The following is a 16,636-nucleotide window of genomic DNA, read 5'->3' as shown; positions in this document are numbered from 1 at the left end:
TCAGGGGCGGTAGCTGAGGTTGACGAAGACCGTCGAGCCCGGGGTCGCATAGCCGCCCGCCACTTCATAGTGCTTGTTGAACGCATTGTTCCAGCGCACCTGCACCTGCGTGTTGCGATTGATGTCGTAGGACGCCATCAGGTTCATCAGGCTGTAGCCGCCCAGGCGTCCCACCGCGCCAGCGTAGTCCACGCGCGGCGTGGTCGCCAGCCATTCGGCGCCCAGCAGCCAGGGGCCCAGGCGGTGGTCGGCCGCCAGTTTCAGGCTGCCGCGGGCGCGCCGGGCCAATTGTTCGCCGGTGCGGGCGTCGCGCGGGTCCTGCCAGTCGGCGCTGGCGCGCAGTGTGGTCGCGCCCAGCTGCTGGGCGACGCTGACGTTCACGCCCTTCAGGATGGCCTTGTCGACGTTGGCGTTGCTGCCCGTCCAGTTGCCGGTGCCGTCGTCCACCCAGACGATCAGGTTCGAGACGCGGTTGCGGAAGGCCGTGACCGAGGCCGTGGTGCCGCCCTGGCGATAACGCAGGCCCGCTTCGACGTTGCGCGACTTCTCGGCCTTCAGGTCGGGGTTGCCGCCGAAGCCGTACAGGTCGCTGTAGGTGGGGGCGCGAAAGCCGGTGCCGGCGGCGGCCGTGGCCTGCCATCCGGGCGCGAAGTCATAGGCGTAGGACACCGCGCCCGAGGTGTTGCCGCCGTACTGGGAATTGTTGTCGTGGCGCAGGTTCAGCTGGACGTGGTGCCGATCGAAGTCGCCGCGGTAGATCGCGGCCACCGAATTGGTGCGGCGCCGGGTCGGGAAGTTGCCGGTCAGCGAGGTGCTCAGCACGTCTTCGCGCAGGTGTTCGGCGATCAGCGACAGGCTTTGTCCGGCGGCCAGCGCGAGATCGTTCTGCCAGGTGAACAGGTCCTGGCGCGTGCGCGCCTGCGCGCGCGGGGCCGTGGCGCTGGCGTAGTCGCGGTAGTCGTCCACGGTGCGACCGAAGCGCAGCGTGCTGGTCCAGGAATCGGTGATGCGGTCCACGCTGGACAGGGAATAGGACTGCACGCGGGTGACGGCGCGCGAATCGTAGGCGATGCCGTTGTTGTCGTACTGGCCGTTGATGCGGGAGTTGTAGACGCTGGCCTCGATGCGGTGGCCGGTCGCCCAGGCCAGGCCCAGGCGGGCGGCGGCGTTTTCCTGTTCGTAGCCGTCGCGGTCGCCGTAGTAGGCGAAGCTGCCCGGCAGGGTGGCGTTGAAGCCGCGGCTTTTGGATTTGCCGTACTGCAGGCCGTAGCTCCACATGCCCTGCGCGCCGTCCAGGTTGACCTGGGCCTTGTAGGTGTCGTGGCTGCCCGCGCCCACCGATCCGCTGATGGCCAGCGGACGGTCCGCCTGGCGCCTGGTGATGATGTTGATGACGCCGCCGATGGCGTCCGCACCATAGATGCTGCTGGCCGCGCCGCGCAGGATCTCGATGCGTTCGACGCTGGCGGGATCTATGCCGTTCAGGCTCATGGTGCCCGACGTGGCCGAGCCCACGCGCAGGCCGTCGATCAGCACCAGGGTGTGGCGGCTGTTGGCGCCGCGGATGAAGACGCTGGTGGTGGTTTGCGGGCCGCCGTTGGTGCCGATGTCGATGGCGTGTTCACGCTGCAGCAGTTCGGCCAGGCTGCTTTGCCCGGCGCGCTGAATGGTCTCGGCGTCGATGACGGTGACGTCGCCCAGGGCGCGCGACAGGGGCTGCTCGATGCGCGAGGCCGTGACGGTGACCGGGTCGAGGGTGGTGGCGGGAGCCTGGGCCTGTACGTTGGCGGCGCAAAGCAGCGCGCCGGTGGCGCCGGCCAGGCGCCAGGAGGGGGAACTGGATGACATGGATACCTGCGGTTTCGGTGACGTGCATCCCCGCACGTCGGCTAGCGAATCGGGAAGCGTTGCGCTTCCCCCTTTCGGTCCGGGGGACCGTCGAGCCGGCCGGTATCCGGGCTGGCATTCGCGGCCGCATCCCCTTCCCATGCGCGTCGGCGCCGGAGGATGCGGCGGGACGGGGCACAGTGGGTTCGATGCGGCGTGTCGCGCGCGGCGTGGCCACGCGGGACGGAATGCTTACCGTTGCGGGGGCAGCACAGGTTAGGTCCCGAAGGGGCCCTCCTGTTTCCCGTTTAACTGTGAAGCACCGACTCGGCGGCTACTCTAGCACGGCCAGGGGACGGAAGGCGGGAAACGCGGGTGGGGATGTTGTCCGGCCGCCGCGTGGCAGGAGGGATCAGGCGGTGTAGTCGCCGTTGGCTTCGGGCTGGTAGTCGATGCGCACGACGCGCGCCTGGCGCGGTTCGCCATCGGGCGGGGTCCAGCCTATCGTGCCGGGAACCTGGGTGCCCAGCAGGGCGGCGCCCATGGGCGAGAGCACCGACACCATGCCCTGGGCGGCATCGGCTTCCTTCGGATAGCACAGCGTGATCAGCCGCGCGCCGCCTTCGTCCTCGACTTCCACGCGGGTGTGCATGGTGACGATGTCGGCGGGGATTTCGCGCGGCTCGGCCTGGTCGGCCTGGTCCAGGGCCTCGGCCAGGACGGCCTGCGCCGTGCCCGCGGCGGGTTCGCGGTCGCCCAGAAGGTTGGTAAGGCGAACGTAGTCGAGTTCGCTGACGGTGATGTACTGAGGGCTGCCGGTTTGCATGCCTGTCTCCTGAAAAACGGTGCCGGAAAAACGGCGTTCAAGACGTTTGTTCGGGAAGCCCGGCGATCGATTGCGAGAAAGCAGTAGAGGGGAGGGGGATCGCCGGGCTCAGGAGTGGAAGGCCGGGATGAGCGGAAACAGGATGGACGGGCGCGACGAGGCGCGACGCGCGCAGATGCGCATCGACCGGGATCGAAGCGAGGAGGCGGGTGCCGGCACGGCACGCCGTATGGGTTCCATGAGGCTAGGATAGCCCATTCTGGCCGACCGGTTCAAACCGGGGCGGTCAGCGTGGCCAGCCAGGTCTCCATGTCGGCATAGACCGGGGCGGCCAGCGCCGGGGACTCGTTCAGCACCTCGTGGTAGGCCTGGTGGTACCAGCGCAGCGCCAGCTTGCCGGGCGCGCCCGCGTCGGCGAAGCGCCGGCTGCCCGACGGCGAGACGATGGCATCGTCCCCCGCCACCATCAGCAGCGTGCGCGGTTTCAGGCCGGAGGCCTCGGCGATCGATTGCGCCCCGGCATCGGCGATGAAGCGCATCAGCCGCGCGCTGATCCGGTCGTGCACCAGAGGATCCTGGGCATAGGCATCGATCACGGCCTGCTCGTGCGACAGCCGGGAGATCTTCAGGCCGCTGCCCACGCGCAGGTCGGGGGCAATGCCGCCCAGCATGTCCAGCATCCAGCGCTGGCGGGCGGACAGTTCCACGCTGAAGGCGGGAGAGGACAGCACCAGGCCCGCCAGCGGCACGTGGCCGCGCAGCGCCACGCGCGCGGCCACCAGACCGCCCAGGCTGTGCCCGATCAGCAGCGGCGGCGCGCCCGTTTCGCGCACGTATTCGGCCAGCCGGTGTTCGGCATCCACCACCAGATCGTCGCTGGCGCGCAGCGCGCCCCGCTTGCCGCTGGAACGGCCGTGGCCCCGATGGTCGTGCGCCGCCAGCGACCAGCCGCGGGCCGCGAACCAGCGCACCAGCCCTTCGTAGCGTCCGGCGTGCTCACCCAGGCCGTGCAGCAGGTACGCGGGCCGGTAGCCTTCCGGGCGGGGCGGCACGTCCCAGCGGTACGCCGCGAGCTGCGTGCCGTCTGGAGCGGTCGTCATGGAAATCAGCGACAATTCGTTGTCCCGTATCGATCGTGTATGGATTCAAAGGCGGATTGTCGCTCAGCCACTTCCAGCGGGCCGGCTGGCTCGTGTAACAGCTTGTACCGTTTTGTCGCGGGCGGGCGGACGACGCCGCCGCACACTGCCGCTGGAATGCCCATGTCTTCACCTATCCGCGCCTGTCTCGTCCTGCTCCTGGCCATGCTGGCCGCCTGCTCGCCCAAGTACAACTGGCGCGAGATGCCGGCGGCCGACGGGGCGATCCGCGTCACCTTCCCCGCCCGACCCAAGCCCGACCAGCGCGACGTCGACATCGCCGGCCACACGCTGCCGCTGGCCTTCGACATCGCGCCGGTGGACACCTCCATCTTCGCCGTTGGCCGGGTGACGCTGCCGGAGGCCATCCTGGCCGATCCGGCCGAACTGGCCAAGGTCGCGGACGCCTTCGAGCAGGTGTTGCTGGCCAACCTGCGCGGCACGCTTACCTACCGCAAGGAAATCACGCTGCGCCAGGCGCCCGCCGACACACGCAAGCTCGGCCGGGCGGTGGAGCTGGAGGTGCATGGCGTCGTGGCGAACACGCCGTCCTGGCTGCTGGGCCGGGTCTACCTGCTGGGGAACCAGTTGATCGAAGTCGTGGCCCTGGGCCGGGAAGACGAGCTGGACCGCGACTCGGCCCGGACCTTCGTGCAGTCGGTACGGGCGGATTGAACGCATGGAATGCCGCCCCGGCTGCGGCGCCTGTTGCACGGCGCCGTCCATCACCACGCCGATACCGGGCATGCCCGAAGGCAAGCCGGCCGGCATGCGCTGCATCCAGCTGGACGAAGACGAGCGCTGCAAGCTGTTCGGCCGGCCCGAGCGGCCCGCCGTCTGCGCCTCGCTGATGCCCGCCTCCGACATGTGCGGGGACAGCCGCGAGCACGCCATGCGCTGGCTGGGCCGCCTGGAAGACCTGACCCGGCCCGCCTGAACCCTCCCGCTTGACCTGGATCAACGCGCGCGGCCGGGCTTGCGGCCAGAATGCGCAGCGTGAACACGACTTCGCTGCCTTCCGCCTCCCTGGCCGCGCCGGCCCCCGGCGCCTCGGCCGTGGACTGCTATCACTGCGGCCAGCCCGCGGGCGGCGGCTTGCGCGCGTCGGTCGCGGGGGGCCAGCACTGGTTCTGCTGCGCCGGCTGCCTGGCGGTCGCCCAGACCATCCATGGCGCGGGCCTGGAGAGTTTCTACCGTTTCCGCAGCGGCCTGGGCCGGCCGCTGGACGATGCCGACGGGCAGGCGGATCTGCGCGCGGCGTTCGGGCAGTCCGACATCGAATCGCTATACGTGCGCGCCGTGGACGCCGGCACGGCCGAGGCCTGGCTGACGATAGGCGACTTGCGCTGCGCCGCCTGTGTCTGGCTGTGCGAGCAGCACCTGGAGCGCCAGCCCGGGGTGGTGGCGGCGCACGTCAACCATGCCACCGGCCGGGCGCGGGTGCGCTGGAAGACGGCGCAGACCGGCCTGGGCCGTGTCCTGGACGCGTTCGCCGCCATCGGCTATCGAGCCGTGCCCTTCCAGCCCGGGACCGCGAACGACGGCCTGCGCCGCGAGAAGCGCGGCCTGCTGCTGCGCATGGCGGTGGCGCTGCTGTGCATGATGCAGGTCATGATGTATGCGTGGCCGCTCTACCGCCACGAAGCCTCGATCGCGCCCGACCAGTGGCAGCTGCTGCGCTGGGCCAGCCTGGCGCTGACCCTGCCGGTGGTGATGTACAGCGCGTGGCCGCTGATGCGGGGCGCCTGGCGGGGGCTGCGCCATGGCCGGCCGGGCATGGACCTGCCGGTGGTGATCGGCATCCTGGCCGCCTTCGGCGCCAGCGTGGCCGCCACGGTGGCCAACCGGGGCGAGGTCTATTTCGATTCGGTCACCATGTTCGTGGCCCTGCTGCTGGCGGCGCGCTATCTCGAACTGGTGGTGCGCCACGAGGCGCAGGACGGCGGCCGCGCGCTGGCCGCGCAACTGCCCGCCACCTGCGCGCGGCTGCGGGACTATCCGGCCAGCCGCGAGACCGACATCATCGCCCTGCAGCAGGTGCGTCCGGGCGACGTGCTGCGCATCGGCCCGGGCGAGGCCGTGCCGGCCGACGGCCGGGTGCTGGAAGGCGCCACGCAGGTCGACGAGGCCATGCTGACCGGGGAAAGCCGGCCCATCGCCAAGGCGGTGGGCGATGGCCTGGCCGCCGGCAGCCATAACAACGGCAGCCCGGTATGGATGCGGGTCGAGCAGGTCGGCGGCGAAACCCGGCTGGCGCGGATCATCCAGGCCCTGGATCGGGCGCTGGAGGAAAAGCCGCGCATCGCGGTGCTGGCCGACCGCATCGCGGTGGTGTTCGTGCTGGCGCTGATCGCGCTGGCGCTGGCCACCGGCGCGGTGTGGTGGTGGCTCGATCCGTCGCGCGCGCTGCCGGTCATGATCGCGGTGCTGGTGGTCAGCTGTCCGTGCGCGCTGTCGCTGGCGACGCCGGCCGCGCTGGCGGCCGCCACGGCGGCCCTGGCCCGCAAGGGCATATTGGTGGTGAAGGGGCATGCGCTGGAAACGCTGGCGCAGGTCACCGACGTGGTGCTGGACAAGACCGGGACGCTGACGCAGGGCCGGTTCTCGGTGGCGAGCGTGGAGATATTCGGCGCGCTGGGCGCGGGGCAGTGCCTGGCCCTGGCTGCGGCCATGGAGGAAGGCAGCACGCACCCGACGGGCCTGGCGCTGATCGCGGCGGCGCGCGAGGCGGGCCTGCCAGTGCCGGACGTCCAGGACGCCCGCCACCTGCCGGGGCAGGGCGTGCAAGCCTGCTGCGCCGGGACCACGATGCGCCTGGGCAGCCCACGTTTCGCGGCGGGGTCGCGCGACCCGGCGCAACTGCCGTCGCTGGCCGATGGCCGGGACGGGGCAGCAGGCGCCGTCGCCACGCAGGTCTGGCTGGCCGGCGATGCCGGGCCGCTCGCGCGCTTCGTGCTGCGGGATGCGCCGCGCGAGGACAGCCACGAGACGGTGCGGGCGCTGCAGGCGATGGGCAAGCGCGTGCACCTGGTGTCGGGTGACGATGCGCGCACGGTCGAAGCCTGGGCCACCGAGTTCGGCATCAGCAGCCATGCGGGCGGCGTCAGCCCCGAGGGCAAGAAGGACTACGTCGCGTCCCTGCAGGCTGGCGGCGCGGTGGTGCTGGCGGTGGGCGACGGCATCAACGATGCCCCGCAGCTCGGTCTGGCCCAGGTGTCCATGGCCGTCGCGGCCGGCACGCCGCTGGCCCGCGCCAGCGCCGACGTCATCCTGAACGGCCACGGCATCCTGGGTGTGGCGCACGCGTTGCGCACCGCGCGCCGCGCGCGCCGCGTGATGCGCCAGAACCTGGGCTGGGCCCTGGCCTACAACCTGTCCTTCATTCCGCTGGCCGCCTCGGGCTGGATCACCGCCTGGATGGCGGCGCTGGGCATGTCGCTGTCCTCGCTGCTGGTGGTGGGCAACGCATGGAGGCTGCGCCGCTGATGGAAACGCTCTACCTGCTGGTCCCGCTCAGCCTGATGCTGGTGCTGGCCGTCGTCGTGGTGCTGTGGTGGGCGGTGCAGGACGGCCAGTTCGAGGACATGGACGGCGCCGACTACGCCATCCTGATGGACGACGACACGCCTGCCGGTGTGGACGAAACGCCGCGCTCCGAGCGCTCTTCCCGCGAAGCTTGATCTGCGTCAAGGCGCGATCCCCGGCGCCTGCGCATGATAGGAGCGGGAATTCAGAATCAGGGGAAACTGCCATGGGCGACAGCGCAAGCGGCGCGCTTTCCGGCGAAACATTCAACTACAAGATCGTCCGCCAATTCGCCGTCATGACGGTCGTGTGGGGGATCGTGGGCATGGCGGTGGGCGTGCTGCTCGCCGCGCAATTGATCTGGCCGGCGCTGAACTTCGACGTGCCATGGCTGACCTACGGGCGGCTGCGGCCGCTGCACACCAACGCGGTCATCTTCGCGTTCGGCGGCAGCGCGCTGTTCGCCACCTCTTACTACGTGGTGCAGCGTACCTGTCAGGCGCGCCTGTTCTCGGCGCCGCTGGCGGCCTTCACCTTCTGGGGCTGGCAGGCCGTCATCGTCGCGGCGGCGATCACGCTGCCGATGGGCTACACCAGCAGCAAGGAATACGCCGAACTCGAATGGCCCATCGACATCCTCATCACGCTGGTGTGGGTGGTGTACGCCGTGGTGTTCTTCGGCACCATCGTCCAACGCAGGACCCGCCACATCTACGTGGCGAACTGGTTCTTCGGCGCCTACATCCTGACGATCGCGCTGCTGCACATCGTCAACAACCTGGAATGGCCGGCCACGATGTGGAAGTCGTACTCGGCCTACGCCGGCGTGCAGGACGCGATGGTGCAGTGGTGGTACGGCCACAATGCCGTGGGCTTCTTCCTGACCACCAGCTTCCTGGGCATGATGTACTACTTCGTGCCCAAGCAGGCCGAGCGCCCCATCTATTCGTACCGGCTGTCCATCGTCCACTTCTGGGCGCTGAGCTTCACCTACATGTGGGCCGGCCCGCACCACCTGCAATACACGGCGCTGCCGGACTGGGCGCAGTCGCTGGGCATGGTGTTCTCGCTGATCCTGCTGGCGCCGTCGTGGGGCGGCATGCTGAACGGCATCATGACCCTGTCGGGCGCCTGGCACAAATTGCGCACCGATCCCATTCTGAAGTTCCTCGTGGTGGCGCTGTCCTTCTACGGCATGTCCACGTTCGAGGGCTCGATGATGTCCATCAAGACCGTCAACTCGCTGTCGCACTACACGGACTGGACTATCGGCCACGTGCATTCCGGCGCGCTGGGCTGGGTCGCGATGATCACGATCGGCTCGCTCTATTACCTGTTCCCGCGTCTGTTCGGGCAGAAGCAGATGTACAGCACCAGGATGATAGAACTCCATTTCTGGATCGCCACGCTGGGCGTGGTGCTCTATATCGCTGCGATGTGGATCGCCGGCGTCATGCAGGGCCTGATGTGGCGCGCCGTGGAACCCGACGGCACCCTGACCTACACCTTCGTCGAATCGGTCAAGGCCACGTATCCGTTCTACGTCGTGCGCCTGCTGGGCGGGGTGTGCTTCCTGGGCGGCATGCTGCTGATGGCGTGGAACTTCGTCATGACGGCGCGCGGGCGGCAGCCGTTCGACGCGCCGGTGCCGGCGCTGGTTCCGGTATCCGTGGCGGCCCGGCCGCAGCTGGCCTGAGGAGCGCTCCGCCATGAAATCGAAGCGCGCTTCCTTCTTCAGCCACGAGACGCTGGAAAAGAACGTGGGCTGGCTGATCCTGGCCACCATCGCGGTGGTCAGCATCGCGGGGCTGGTGCAGATCGTGCCCCTGTTCTTCCAGCACTCCACCACGACTCCCGTCCAGGGCGTGGAGCCCTATACCGCCCTGCGCCTGGCCGGGCGGGACGTCTACATCCGCGAAGGCTGCGTGGGCTGCCATTCGCAGCAGGTGCGCACGCTGGCGGCCGAGGTGCAGCGCTACGGCCGTTACTCCGAGGCCGGCGAAGGCGTGTACGACCGGCCCTTCCTGTGGGGGTCCAAGCGCACCGGGCCCGACCTGGCGCGCGTGGGCGGCCGCTACAGCGACGACTGGCATCGCGTCCACCTGAACAATCCGCGCGACGTCGTGCCCGAGTCCAACATGCCGGCCTATCCGTGGCTGAGCCAGACGCCGGTCGCGAGCGATCAGGTCGAGGCGGGCATGCGCGCGCTGCGCACGCTGGGCGTGCCCTATACCGATGAGCAGATCGCGGGCGCGGCCGCCGAACTGGCTGGCAAGACCGAGGAGGACGCCCTGGTGGCCTACCTCCAGGGTTTGGGCCTGGCGATGAAGAAGCAGGGGCGGTGATGGACATGATCGCTTGGGTGACATCGATCGCGACGGCGCTGGCGCTGTCGACCTTCCTGGCCATCGTGGCGTGGGCGTGGTCGCGCGCCCGGGTCGAGGCCAACCGCGAGTCGGCCATGCTGCCGTTCGCGCTCCCCGATGAAAGCGCCGTCGCGGCGCAAGGCAAGGATGCCGGGCAATGAGCGATTTCACTACCGATTTCTGGGGCTATTACATCGGCGCGATCGCGCTGGCGGGCATCGTCTGGTGCGTCTGGCTGCTGTTCTCGCAGCGGGCCTTCCTGAAGTCCTCTCCGGCCGCCGCGGGCGGCACGGTGGACGATACCGGCCACGTCTGGGACGAGGACCTGCGCGAGCTGAACAATCCGCTGCCGCGCTGGTGGATGTGGATGTACCTGCTGTCCTGTGTCTTCGCGCTGGGCTACCTGGTCCTGTATCCCGGGCTGGGCAAGGTCCAGGGCTGGCTGGGCTGGTCCAGCACCGGCGCGCTGGCCGCGCAGCAGGACCGGCTGCGCGAACAGGTCCAGCCGCTGTACGCGCGCTTCGAGGCCATGGAGATTCCGGCCATCGCCAACGACGCGCAGGGTCGGGAGATCGGCCAGCGGCTGTTCCTGAACAACTGCGCCCAGTGCCATGGGTCGGATGCGCGCGGCAGCAAGGGCTTTCCCAACCTGGCCGACGGCGACTGGCTGTACGGTTCTTCGCCCGACATCATCCGCGCTTCCATCGAAAAGGGGCGGCACGGCATCATGCCCCCGTTCGGCGAACAACTGGACTCGCGCGCGGTGGGCGACGTGACCCAGTACGTGCGCTCGCTGTCGGGCCTGGCCGCCGATCCCATCAAGGCCGCTCGCGGCCGGACCGATTTCCGCGCGAACTGCGCGGCCTGCCACGGCGTCGAGGGCAAGGGCAATCCGCTGCTGGGCGCGCCCAACCTGACCGACAAGGTCTGGCTGTACGGCAGTTCGGCCGCCGTCATCGCTGAGACCATCACCAGGGGCCGCAACAACCAGATGCCGGCGCACGAGGACGTGTTCACGCCGCAGCAGATCCGCTTGCTGACCGCCTACGTCTGGGGCCTGACACGGCCCGCCGAAGAGGCGAAATGAGCTCCCCGCGCGAGCGCGCCTGCGCGGCCGCCGGCGGCGACGAGGACGGCTCGGAACAGGCGCTGTACGAGGTCCGGCGCAAGATCTACCCGCGCTCGGTCAGCGGCATTTTCGCGCGCTGGCGCGTGGCGCTGGTGTTCCTGACGCAGGCCGTGTTCTACGGCCTGCCGTGGCTGACCTGGAACGGCAGGCAGGCCGTGCTGTTCGACCTGGGCGCGCGCAAGTTCTACCTGTTCGGAATGGTGCTGTGGCCGCAGGACATCATCTACCTGACGCTGCTGCTGATTCTGAGCGCGCTGGCGCTGTTCCTGTTCACCGCGGTGGCGGGCCGGCTGTTCTGCGGCTACGCATGTCCGCAGACGGTCTACACCGAGATCTTCATGTGGATCGAGCGCCTGACCGAGGGCGACCGGTTCGCGCGCATCCGGCTCGACGCCGCGCCCTGGTCCTGGCGCAAGCTCGGGCGCAAGGGCGCCAAGCACGCGATGTGGCTGGGGGTGGCGACCTGGACCGGGTTCACCTTTATCGGCTATTTCAGCCCCATCCGCGAACTGGCGGGCCAGGCGTGGCAGGGCGCGCTGGGGCCGTGGCAATGGTTCTGGCTGGTCTTCTACAGCTTCGCCACCTGGGGCAACGCCGGCTTCATGCGCGAGCAGGTCTGCAAATACATGTGCCCCTACGCGCGGTTCCAGAGCGTGATGGTGGACCCCGACACTTACGTCGTCACCTACGACTCGGTGCGGGGCGACCCCCGGGGCAGCCGGTCGCGCAGGATAGCCCCGCGCGAGGCGGGCCTGGGCGATTGCGTGAACTGCAGCATCTGCGTGCAGGTGTGCCCCACCGGCATCGACATCCGCGACGGCCTGCAATACGAGTGCATAGGCTGCGGCGCGTGCATCGACGCCTGCGACCAGGTCATGGACAAGATGCAGTATCCGCGCGGCCTGATCCGCTACGCGTCCGAACGCGCCATCGAGCTGCGGCTGGATGCCAAACAGGCGCGGCGCCGCCTGCTGCGCCCGCGCGTGCTGGTGTACGGCGCGATCTGGCTGGCGCTGGCGGCGGTGTTCGTCGGCCTGCTGGCGGCAAGGCAGCCGCTGCGCGTGGACGTGATACGCGATCGCTCGGTGCTGGCGCGCGAGGTCGAGGGCGGCATGATCGAGAACGTCTACCAGCTGCAGCTCATGAACGCGACCGAGCGCGCCATGCGCGTGCGGCTGGACGTGCAGGGCCTGCCGCAACTGCGCGTGCAGGGGGCCGACGGCGGCACGGACATCGAACTGGCGCCTGCCTCGAACCGCCTGTGGCCGGTGCGGGTGTCGCTGCCCGTGGACGAGGCGCGATCGGGCACGCACCGGATCGAGTTCATCGTGCGCGACGACCGCGACGCGGGCGGGCTGCGCGAGATGTCGAGTTTCATCGTTCCTTGAATGGACAAAGCGAGGTGCGGGATGCAGGAACAGAAGGATGCCGGACCCTGGTGGAAGGAACCCTGGCCCTGGCTGTTGATGGCGGGGCCGGCCCTGGCGATGCTGGGCTGCATCGTGACCATCGTGCTGGCGGTCACGCATGACGATCCTCCGGTCGCCGACCCGGTGGTCAAGCGCGGGCTGGTGGTGGAGCGTGCGCCATGAAATGGCGGCGCGTCAGCATGTGGGTGCTGTGGCCGGCCTTCCTGGCCAGCGCCTGCGCCGCGCTGGTCGTCTTCACCCTGCTCGATCCGCGCGGCCTGACCATCGTCGGGCGCCCGGTCGAGATGTCGCGCCAGGCGTTCTATACCGTGGCTTTTTTCCTCTTGTGGGCGATTGCCGGGGTCTCCAGCGCCATCACGCTGTACCTGGCGGGCGGCGGCGCGGGGCCGGACGGCAACGACGTGGACGACCTGCCATGACGCGGGTCGGCCGTGGGGGCGTGGCGTGAGCGGATGGGCGGCCGCCGGCTGGCCGGCGCTGGCCAGCGTGTTCCTGCTCGGCCTGCTGGGCGGGGTGCACTGCGCCGCCATGTGCGGCGGACTGGTGATGGCGGTCGAGCACCGGCATGGCGAACGCCTGGCGGTGCTGCGGCGCGCGGCGCCGTGGCGGCTGGGGTGGGAGGCCCTGGTCATGCATGCCGGACGCATCGCCTCGTATGCGCTGCTGGGCGCGGTGGCGGGCGGACTGGGAGGCAACATCTGGAGCCGGGACTGGCTGCCGCTCCAGCGCGGGGCGCTGGCCTTCGGGGCGGCGCTGCTGTGTGTCCACGGCCTGGCATTGGTGGCGCGCGCGGCCTGGCCCCGAGCGGTGGCGGGCGGCCCGGCGGCCGGCGCCTGGCGGGTCGCCCTGGTGCGCGGCTGGACCGGCACGGCGGCGGCCATCGCCCGCTCGCCCGCCGGCCGCTACGTGCGTGCGGGCATCGCCGGCCGGCCGCTGCTGGAACGTTTCCTGACCGGGCTTGCCTGGGGCTGGATGCCCTGCGGCATGTCGCTGGGCGTGCTGGCGGTGGCGCTGGTGGCGGGCAGCGCCGCGGCCGGCGCCCTGACGATGGCGGCCTTCGGCCTGGGCACGCTGCCCAACCTGGTCGCGCTGTCCGGCGCCGCCGGCTGGCTGCGCCGCCGCGCGCGGCGGCCGGCCTGGCGCATCGCCGGCGGCGCGGTGGTCGCCGCGTTCGGCGCGGTGGGGCTGGTACGCGCGGCCACGCTGCCGTCGGCGCTGCTGGAACAGGGGTTCTGCATCGTCTGGTAGCGCGGGGGGGGCGCGCCGCCGTCATTCCCGCGGCTGCCCCGTGGCCGGCATGTAGGTCGGCACCGGTATGCGGCGCCGCTCGCCCGTCAGGCAGTAGTTCGGCCCGCCCAGCCGGCCCACCGGGGCGAAGCGCCCGACGTCGACGCGTAGCGCCTGTTCGTCCAGCAGGTCGTCGCGGAAGTTCATCGCCAGGATCTCGCCGAAGACGATGGCCCGCTGCGTCGAGATGTCCAGAATACGGAACAGCCGGCATTCCCACGAGATCGGCGCTTCGACGATGCGCGGCACCCGCACGGTGGCGCAGGGCGCCAGCGAGAAGCCCACCGCCTCGGCCTCCGAGACGTGCGCGGGAAAATCGCTGCCGCACTGCACCGCCTGGTCGACGATGGCCTCGTCCACCATGTTCACCACGAACTCCTCGTGCTCGCGGATGTTGCGCAGCGTGTCCTTGGCCTCGCCCGGCCGGTGGCTTTCCTGTCCGTAGGCGACCACGGCGATGGCGAACAGCGGCGGATCCTCGCCCATGTAGTTGAACGCGCTGAACGGCGCGGCATTGCACAGGCCGTCCGCATCCAGGCTGGTGACGAGCGCGATGGGCCGGGGCCCGACGCTGCCGGTGATCAGCCAGTAGCGCTGCATCTCGCTCAGCCCGGCCATAGATACGTGTTTCATGCGATTGCATCCAGATGCCATGCGCGAAGCGCGGGGTCAGAGACCCACGTAGCGTTGCCAGATGGCCGGGTCGGCGCCGAGCTCTCCCGAACTGCCCTCCCACGCCACGCGTCCGCGTTCGATGATAGTGTGCCGGTCGGCGATGCCGATCAGGCGCTCGACGTATTTGTCGATCACCAGCAGCGTCTGCCCGGCGCGCCGCAGCGCGGCCAGGCAGTCCCAGATCTCCTGCCGGATCAGCGGCGCCAGGCCCTCGGTGGCCTCGTCCAGGATCAGCAGGTGCGGGTTGGTCATCAAGGCGCGGCCGATGGCCAGCATCTGCTGCTCGCCGCCCGACAACTGGTTGCCCATGTTCCGCTCGCGCTCGCGCAGGCGCGGAAACAGGGCGTAGATCCGGTCCAGCGTCCAGGGCTCGGCCTGGCGGCTGCGGTTGGCGGCGAAGGCCGTCAGGTTCTCGCGTACGCTCAGGTTGGGGAATATCTGCCGGCCCTCCGGGACGACCGCGATGCCCAGGCGGCCGATGCGGTGCGGCGACAGGCGGTCGATGCGCTGGCCGAGAAAGCGCACCTCGCCGCCGCGCGACGGCGTCAGGCCCAGCAGCGTCCGTACCGTGGTGGTCTTGCCCATGCCGTTGCGGCCCAGCAGGGTGCGCATCGCGCCCACGCCGATGTCCAGCGACACGTCGAACAGGACCTGGCTGCTGCCATAGGCGGCCTGCAGTCCTTTCACTTCCAATACCGGTTCCATGGGGCGTCTCCTCTTTTCATGCCGCTCGTACGGTGGCCTCGTCGCCCAGGTAGGCCCGGCACACGTCGGCGTTGCCGCGGATCGCTTCCGGCGAGCCGGTGGCGATCACCCGTCCATAGACCAGGACGGAAAGGCGATCGGCCAGGCGGAACACGGCGTGCATGTCGTGCTCGACCAGCAGCATGGTGACCTCGCCGCGCAGGCCCAGCAGCAGTTCCACCATCGCCTCGGATTCCTCGGGTCCCATCCCGGCCATGGGCTCGTCCAGCAGCAGCAGGCTGGGGGACGTGGCCAGCGCCAGGGCTACCTCCAGCTTGCGCTGCTCGCCGTGGGACAGGCTGTGGGTCAATGCGTCCGCGCGGGCGGCCAGGCCGACCCGTTCGAGCGCGTGCCGGGCCTGCGCATACACGTCGGCCTCGCGCCGCACCGGCCGCCAGCAGCCGGCGGCGCCGCCGGTGCGCGCCTGCACCGCCATCGCCACGTTGTCCAGGACACTGAACGCCTTGAACACGCTGGTGATCTGGTACGAGCGCGCCAGCCCCAGGCGTACGCGCCGGTGCATGGGGAGCCGGGTGATGTCGGCGCCATCCATCGAGATCCGGCCCCCGTCCGGCCGCAGCGCGCCCGATATCTGGTGGATCAGCGTGGTCTTGCCCGCGCCGTTGGGACCGATCAGGGCATGCATTTCGCCGGTCCTGACCTCGAAGCTGGCCTGGTCGGTGGCGGTCAGTCCTCCGAACCGCTTGACCAGTCCCGCCACGCGCAGCTTGCAGGAATCAGCCATGGCGCCACCTCGCGGGCAGGCTGAGCGCGCCGTTGCGGGCGTACAGCACCGCGGCCAGCAGCAGGATGCCCAGCGGCAGCTGCCAGTACAGCGTCAGCCCCGACAGGTATTCCTCGGCCACCAGCAGCAGCGCGGCGCCCACGACGCCGCCGTACAAGTAGCCCACCCCGCCCAGGATGACCATGATCATCAGCGAGCCCGACTGGGTCCAGTACATCAGGCCGGGGCTGACCATCCCGGCCTGGTTCGCGACCAGCGCGCCCGCCAGCCCGGCCGCGCCGCCGGCGATGACGAAGGCCGCGAGCTTGATGCGGAACACCGGATAGCCGATGGCCTCCATGCGCGTCTCGTTCTCGCGGATGGCCTGCAAGGCGCGGCCGAAGCGGGCGTTGACCAGGCGCTGCATCAGCCACATGGCCCCGGCCAGGATGGCCAGCACGACGTAGTAGAAGGTCAGGTCGGACGAGGCGTCCAGGCCGAAGGGCAGGGCCGAACGCGCCGCCAGCGGCATGCCGTCGTCGCCGCCGTAGGCGTTCAGCGAAACGAACACGTAATACAGCATCTGCGCGAAGGCCAGGGTGATCATGATGAAGTACACCCCGCGCGTGCGCAGGCTGACCACGCCGATCAGCCAGGCCGCCAGCGCGGCCACCGCCGTTGCCGCGGGCCAGGCGATCCAGGCCGCGTCCACCCCGGCATCCATCAGGATGGCCACCGTGTAGGCGCCTATGCCCAGGAAAGCCGCGTGGCCGAAACAGACCATGCCGCCGAAGCCCATGACGAGGTTCAGGCTGGACGCCGCCAGCGCGAAGATCATGATGCGCGCGGCCAGGTCGACGTAGAAGCCCTGGCCCAGCCAGTCGGCGCCCAGCGGAAAGGCCAAGGCCAGCGCCAGCAGGACGGCGCCGGTCCGGCGGCCCAGGATTTGGTCCAGTGGTGCCAT

Annotated in this window: 19 protein-coding genes and 1 riboswitch; of the genes, 12 read left to right on the top strand and 7 right to left on the bottom strand. The window is 70.0% G+C overall.

Translation table 11 applies throughout. The features are described from left to right. The 3 genes from WKR98_RS03875 to WKR98_RS03865 all read right to left on the bottom strand — a co-directional run bounded on the left by WKR98_RS03875 (position 1) and on the right by WKR98_RS03865 (position 3,753). Complete coding sequence (locus WKR98_RS03875) at positions 1-1,848, bottom strand: TonB-dependent receptor plug domain-containing protein (protein WP_341432121.1); 1,848 nt, start codon at positions 1,846-1,848, stop codon at positions 1-3. An 80-nt stretch (positions 1,849-1,928) separates the two neighbouring features. Then, positions 1,929-2,169: riboswitch (cobalamin riboswitch) on the bottom strand. A gap of 70 nt (positions 2,170-2,239) precedes the next feature. Next, entirely contained in the window at positions 2,240-2,653 is a 414-nt protein-coding gene (gene rnk, locus WKR98_RS03870) for a nucleoside diphosphate kinase regulator (RefSeq protein ID WP_124691957.1), read from the bottom strand. 272 nt (positions 2,654-2,925) lie between these two features. Next, positions 2,926-3,753 carry an alpha/beta hydrolase gene (locus tag WKR98_RS03865; RefSeq protein WP_341432120.1) on the bottom strand — a complete coding sequence of 276 codons (828 nt, stop codon included), beginning with the start codon at positions 3,751-3,753 and terminating at the stop codon, positions 2,926-2,928. Between the two features lie 162 nt (positions 3,754-3,915). Between WKR98_RS03865 and WKR98_RS03860 the strand changes: the two genes are divergently transcribed. From WKR98_RS03860 to WKR98_RS03805, 12 genes are all read left to right on the top strand, one after another. Next, on the top strand, positions 3,916-4,467 hold the full coding sequence (locus tag WKR98_RS03860) for a hypothetical protein (protein WP_124691955.1): 552 nt from the start codon (positions 3,916-3,918) through the stop codon (positions 4,465-4,467). 4 nt (positions 4,468-4,471) lie between these two features. Further along, positions 4,472-4,729: a YkgJ family cysteine cluster protein gene (locus WKR98_RS03855; protein WP_124691954.1), complete on the top strand. Its 258-nt coding sequence runs from the start codon at positions 4,472-4,474 to the stop codon at positions 4,727-4,729. A gap of 50 nt (positions 4,730-4,779) precedes the next feature. Continuing rightward, positions 4,780-7,278 carry a heavy metal translocating P-type ATPase gene (locus tag WKR98_RS03850; protein ID WP_341432119.1) on the top strand — a complete coding sequence of 833 codons (2,499 nt, stop codon included), beginning with the start codon at positions 4,780-4,782 and terminating at the stop codon, positions 7,276-7,278. Continuing rightward, positions 7,278-7,472: a cbb3-type cytochrome oxidase assembly protein CcoS gene (ccoS, locus tag WKR98_RS03845; RefSeq protein WP_124691952.1), complete on the top strand. Its 195-nt coding sequence runs from the start codon at positions 7,278-7,280 to the stop codon at positions 7,470-7,472. Before WKR98_RS03850 ends, ccoS begins: the two co-directional genes overlap by 1 nt. Positions 7,473-7,543: 71 nt before the next feature. Then, positions 7,544-9,013, top strand: a complete 1,470-nt coding sequence (ccoN, locus tag WKR98_RS03840) for a cytochrome-c oxidase, cbb3-type subunit I (RefSeq protein WP_341432118.1) — start codon at positions 7,544-7,546, stop codon at positions 9,011-9,013. A 13-nt stretch (positions 9,014-9,026) separates the two neighbouring features. Beyond that, positions 9,027-9,662, top strand: coding sequence for a cytochrome-c oxidase, cbb3-type subunit II (gene ccoO, locus WKR98_RS03835; RefSeq protein ID WP_124691950.1), 636 nt, complete (start codon positions 9,027-9,029; stop codon positions 9,660-9,662). A gap of 5 nt (positions 9,663-9,667) precedes the next feature. Beyond that, the gene (locus tag WKR98_RS03830; RefSeq protein ID WP_124692541.1) at positions 9,668-9,844 is read left to right on the top strand and encodes a cbb3-type cytochrome oxidase subunit 3; all 177 of its coding nucleotides are present in this window, start codon (positions 9,668-9,670) and stop codon (positions 9,842-9,844) included. Then, positions 9,841-10,770, top strand: coding sequence for a cytochrome-c oxidase, cbb3-type subunit III (gene ccoP / locus WKR98_RS03825; RefSeq protein ID WP_341432117.1), 930 nt, complete (start codon positions 9,841-9,843; stop codon positions 10,768-10,770). The genes WKR98_RS03830 and ccoP overlap by 4 nt, the downstream gene beginning before the upstream one ends. Further along, positions 10,767-12,200, top strand: coding sequence for a cytochrome c oxidase accessory protein CcoG (ccoG, locus tag WKR98_RS03820; protein ID WP_341432116.1), 1,434 nt, complete (start codon positions 10,767-10,769; stop codon positions 12,198-12,200). Before ccoP ends, ccoG begins: the two co-directional genes overlap by 4 nt. Positions 12,201-12,221: 21 nt before the next feature. Beyond that, positions 12,222-12,404, top strand: a complete 183-nt coding sequence (locus tag WKR98_RS03815; RefSeq protein WP_341432115.1) for a FixH family protein — start codon at positions 12,222-12,224, stop codon at positions 12,402-12,404. Next, positions 12,401-12,661 (top strand): hypothetical protein, encoded by a 261-nt coding sequence (locus WKR98_RS03810; RefSeq protein WP_341432114.1) that lies wholly within the window; start codon positions 12,401-12,403, stop codon positions 12,659-12,661. Before WKR98_RS03815 ends, WKR98_RS03810 begins: the two co-directional genes overlap by 4 nt. Positions 12,662-12,686: 25 nt before the next feature. Next, positions 12,687-13,490, top strand: coding sequence for a sulfite exporter TauE/SafE family protein (locus WKR98_RS03805; RefSeq protein ID WP_341432113.1), 804 nt, complete (start codon positions 12,687-12,689; stop codon positions 13,488-13,490). 21 nt (positions 13,491-13,511) lie between these two features. On the opposite strand, the gene WKR98_RS03800 is transcribed toward WKR98_RS03805, so the two are convergent. The 4 genes from WKR98_RS03800 to WKR98_RS03785 are packed head-to-tail and all read right to left on the bottom strand — an operon-like array spanning position 13,512 to position 16,636. Beyond that, on the bottom strand, positions 13,512-14,162 hold the full coding sequence (locus WKR98_RS03800) for a flavin reductase family protein (protein WP_124691944.1): 651 nt from the start codon (positions 14,160-14,162) through the stop codon (positions 13,512-13,514). Positions 14,163-14,198: 36 nt separating this feature from the next. Then, positions 14,199-14,909 carry an ABC transporter ATP-binding protein gene (locus WKR98_RS03795; RefSeq protein ID WP_124691943.1) on the bottom strand — a complete coding sequence of 237 codons (711 nt, stop codon included), beginning with the start codon at positions 14,907-14,909 and terminating at the stop codon, positions 14,199-14,201. 16 nt (positions 14,910-14,925) lie between these two features. Beyond that, positions 14,926-15,693, bottom strand: a complete 768-nt coding sequence (locus WKR98_RS03790; RefSeq protein ID WP_341432112.1) for an ABC transporter ATP-binding protein — start codon at positions 15,691-15,693, stop codon at positions 14,926-14,928. Next, positions 15,686-16,636, bottom strand: coding sequence for a branched-chain amino acid ABC transporter permease (locus WKR98_RS03785; protein WP_124691941.1), 951 nt, complete (start codon positions 16,634-16,636; stop codon positions 15,686-15,688). Before WKR98_RS03785 ends, WKR98_RS03790 begins: the two co-directional genes overlap by 8 nt.

The organism is Pigmentiphaga sp. YJ18, assembly GCF_038066655.1.
In the GTDB taxonomy this organism is placed as follows: domain Bacteria; phylum Pseudomonadota; class Gammaproteobacteria; order Burkholderiales; family Burkholderiaceae_B; genus Pigmentiphaga.
Note: the sequence above shows the minus strand (reverse complement) of the source record. Positions and strands in the feature narration are given on the sequence as shown.

Coding starts and splice junctions, on each gene's coding strand:
- WKR98_RS03875 (WP_341432121.1), bottom strand. CDS start 1,848: ATGTCATCCAGTTCCCCCTCCTGGCGCCTGGCCGGCGCCACCGGCGCG.
- rnk (WP_124691957.1), bottom strand. CDS start 2,653: ATGCAAACCGGCAGCCCTCAGTACATCACCGTCAGCGAACTCGACTAC.
- WKR98_RS03865 (WP_341432120.1), bottom strand. CDS start 3,753: ATGACGACCGCTCCAGACGGCACGCAGCTCGCGGCGTACCGCTGGGAC.
- WKR98_RS03860 (WP_124691955.1), top strand. CDS start 3,916: ATGTCTTCACCTATCCGCGCCTGTCTCGTCCTGCTCCTGGCCATGCTG.
- WKR98_RS03855 (WP_124691954.1), top strand. CDS start 4,472: ATGGAATGCCGCCCCGGCTGCGGCGCCTGTTGCACGGCGCCGTCCATC.
- WKR98_RS03850 (WP_341432119.1), top strand. CDS start 4,780: ATGCGCAGCGTGAACACGACTTCGCTGCCTTCCGCCTCCCTGGCCGCG.
- ccoS (WP_124691952.1), top strand. CDS start 7,278: ATGGAAACGCTCTACCTGCTGGTCCCGCTCAGCCTGATGCTGGTGCTG.
- ccoN (WP_341432118.1), top strand. CDS start 7,544: ATGGGCGACAGCGCAAGCGGCGCGCTTTCCGGCGAAACATTCAACTAC.
- ccoO (WP_124691950.1), top strand. CDS start 9,027: ATGAAATCGAAGCGCGCTTCCTTCTTCAGCCACGAGACGCTGGAAAAG.
- WKR98_RS03830 (WP_124692541.1), top strand. CDS start 9,668: ATGATCGCTTGGGTGACATCGATCGCGACGGCGCTGGCGCTGTCGACC.
- ccoP (WP_341432117.1), top strand. CDS start 9,841: ATGAGCGATTTCACTACCGATTTCTGGGGCTATTACATCGGCGCGATC.
- ccoG (WP_341432116.1), top strand. CDS start 10,767: ATGAGCTCCCCGCGCGAGCGCGCCTGCGCGGCCGCCGGCGGCGACGAG.
- WKR98_RS03815 (WP_341432115.1), top strand. CDS start 12,222: ATGCAGGAACAGAAGGATGCCGGACCCTGGTGGAAGGAACCCTGGCCC.
- WKR98_RS03810 (WP_341432114.1), top strand. CDS start 12,401: ATGAAATGGCGGCGCGTCAGCATGTGGGTGCTGTGGCCGGCCTTCCTG.
- WKR98_RS03800 (WP_124691944.1), bottom strand. CDS start 14,162: ATGAAACACGTATCTATGGCCGGGCTGAGCGAGATGCAGCGCTACTGG.
- WKR98_RS03795 (WP_124691943.1), bottom strand. CDS start 14,909: ATGGAACCGGTATTGGAAGTGAAAGGACTGCAGGCCGCCTATGGCAGC.
- WKR98_RS03790 (WP_341432112.1), bottom strand. CDS start 15,693: ATGGCTGATTCCTGCAAGCTGCGCGTGGCGGGACTGGTCAAGCGGTTC.
- WKR98_RS03785 (WP_124691941.1), bottom strand. CDS start 16,636: ATGGCACCACTGGACCAAATCCTGGGCCGCCGGACCGGCGCCGTCCTG.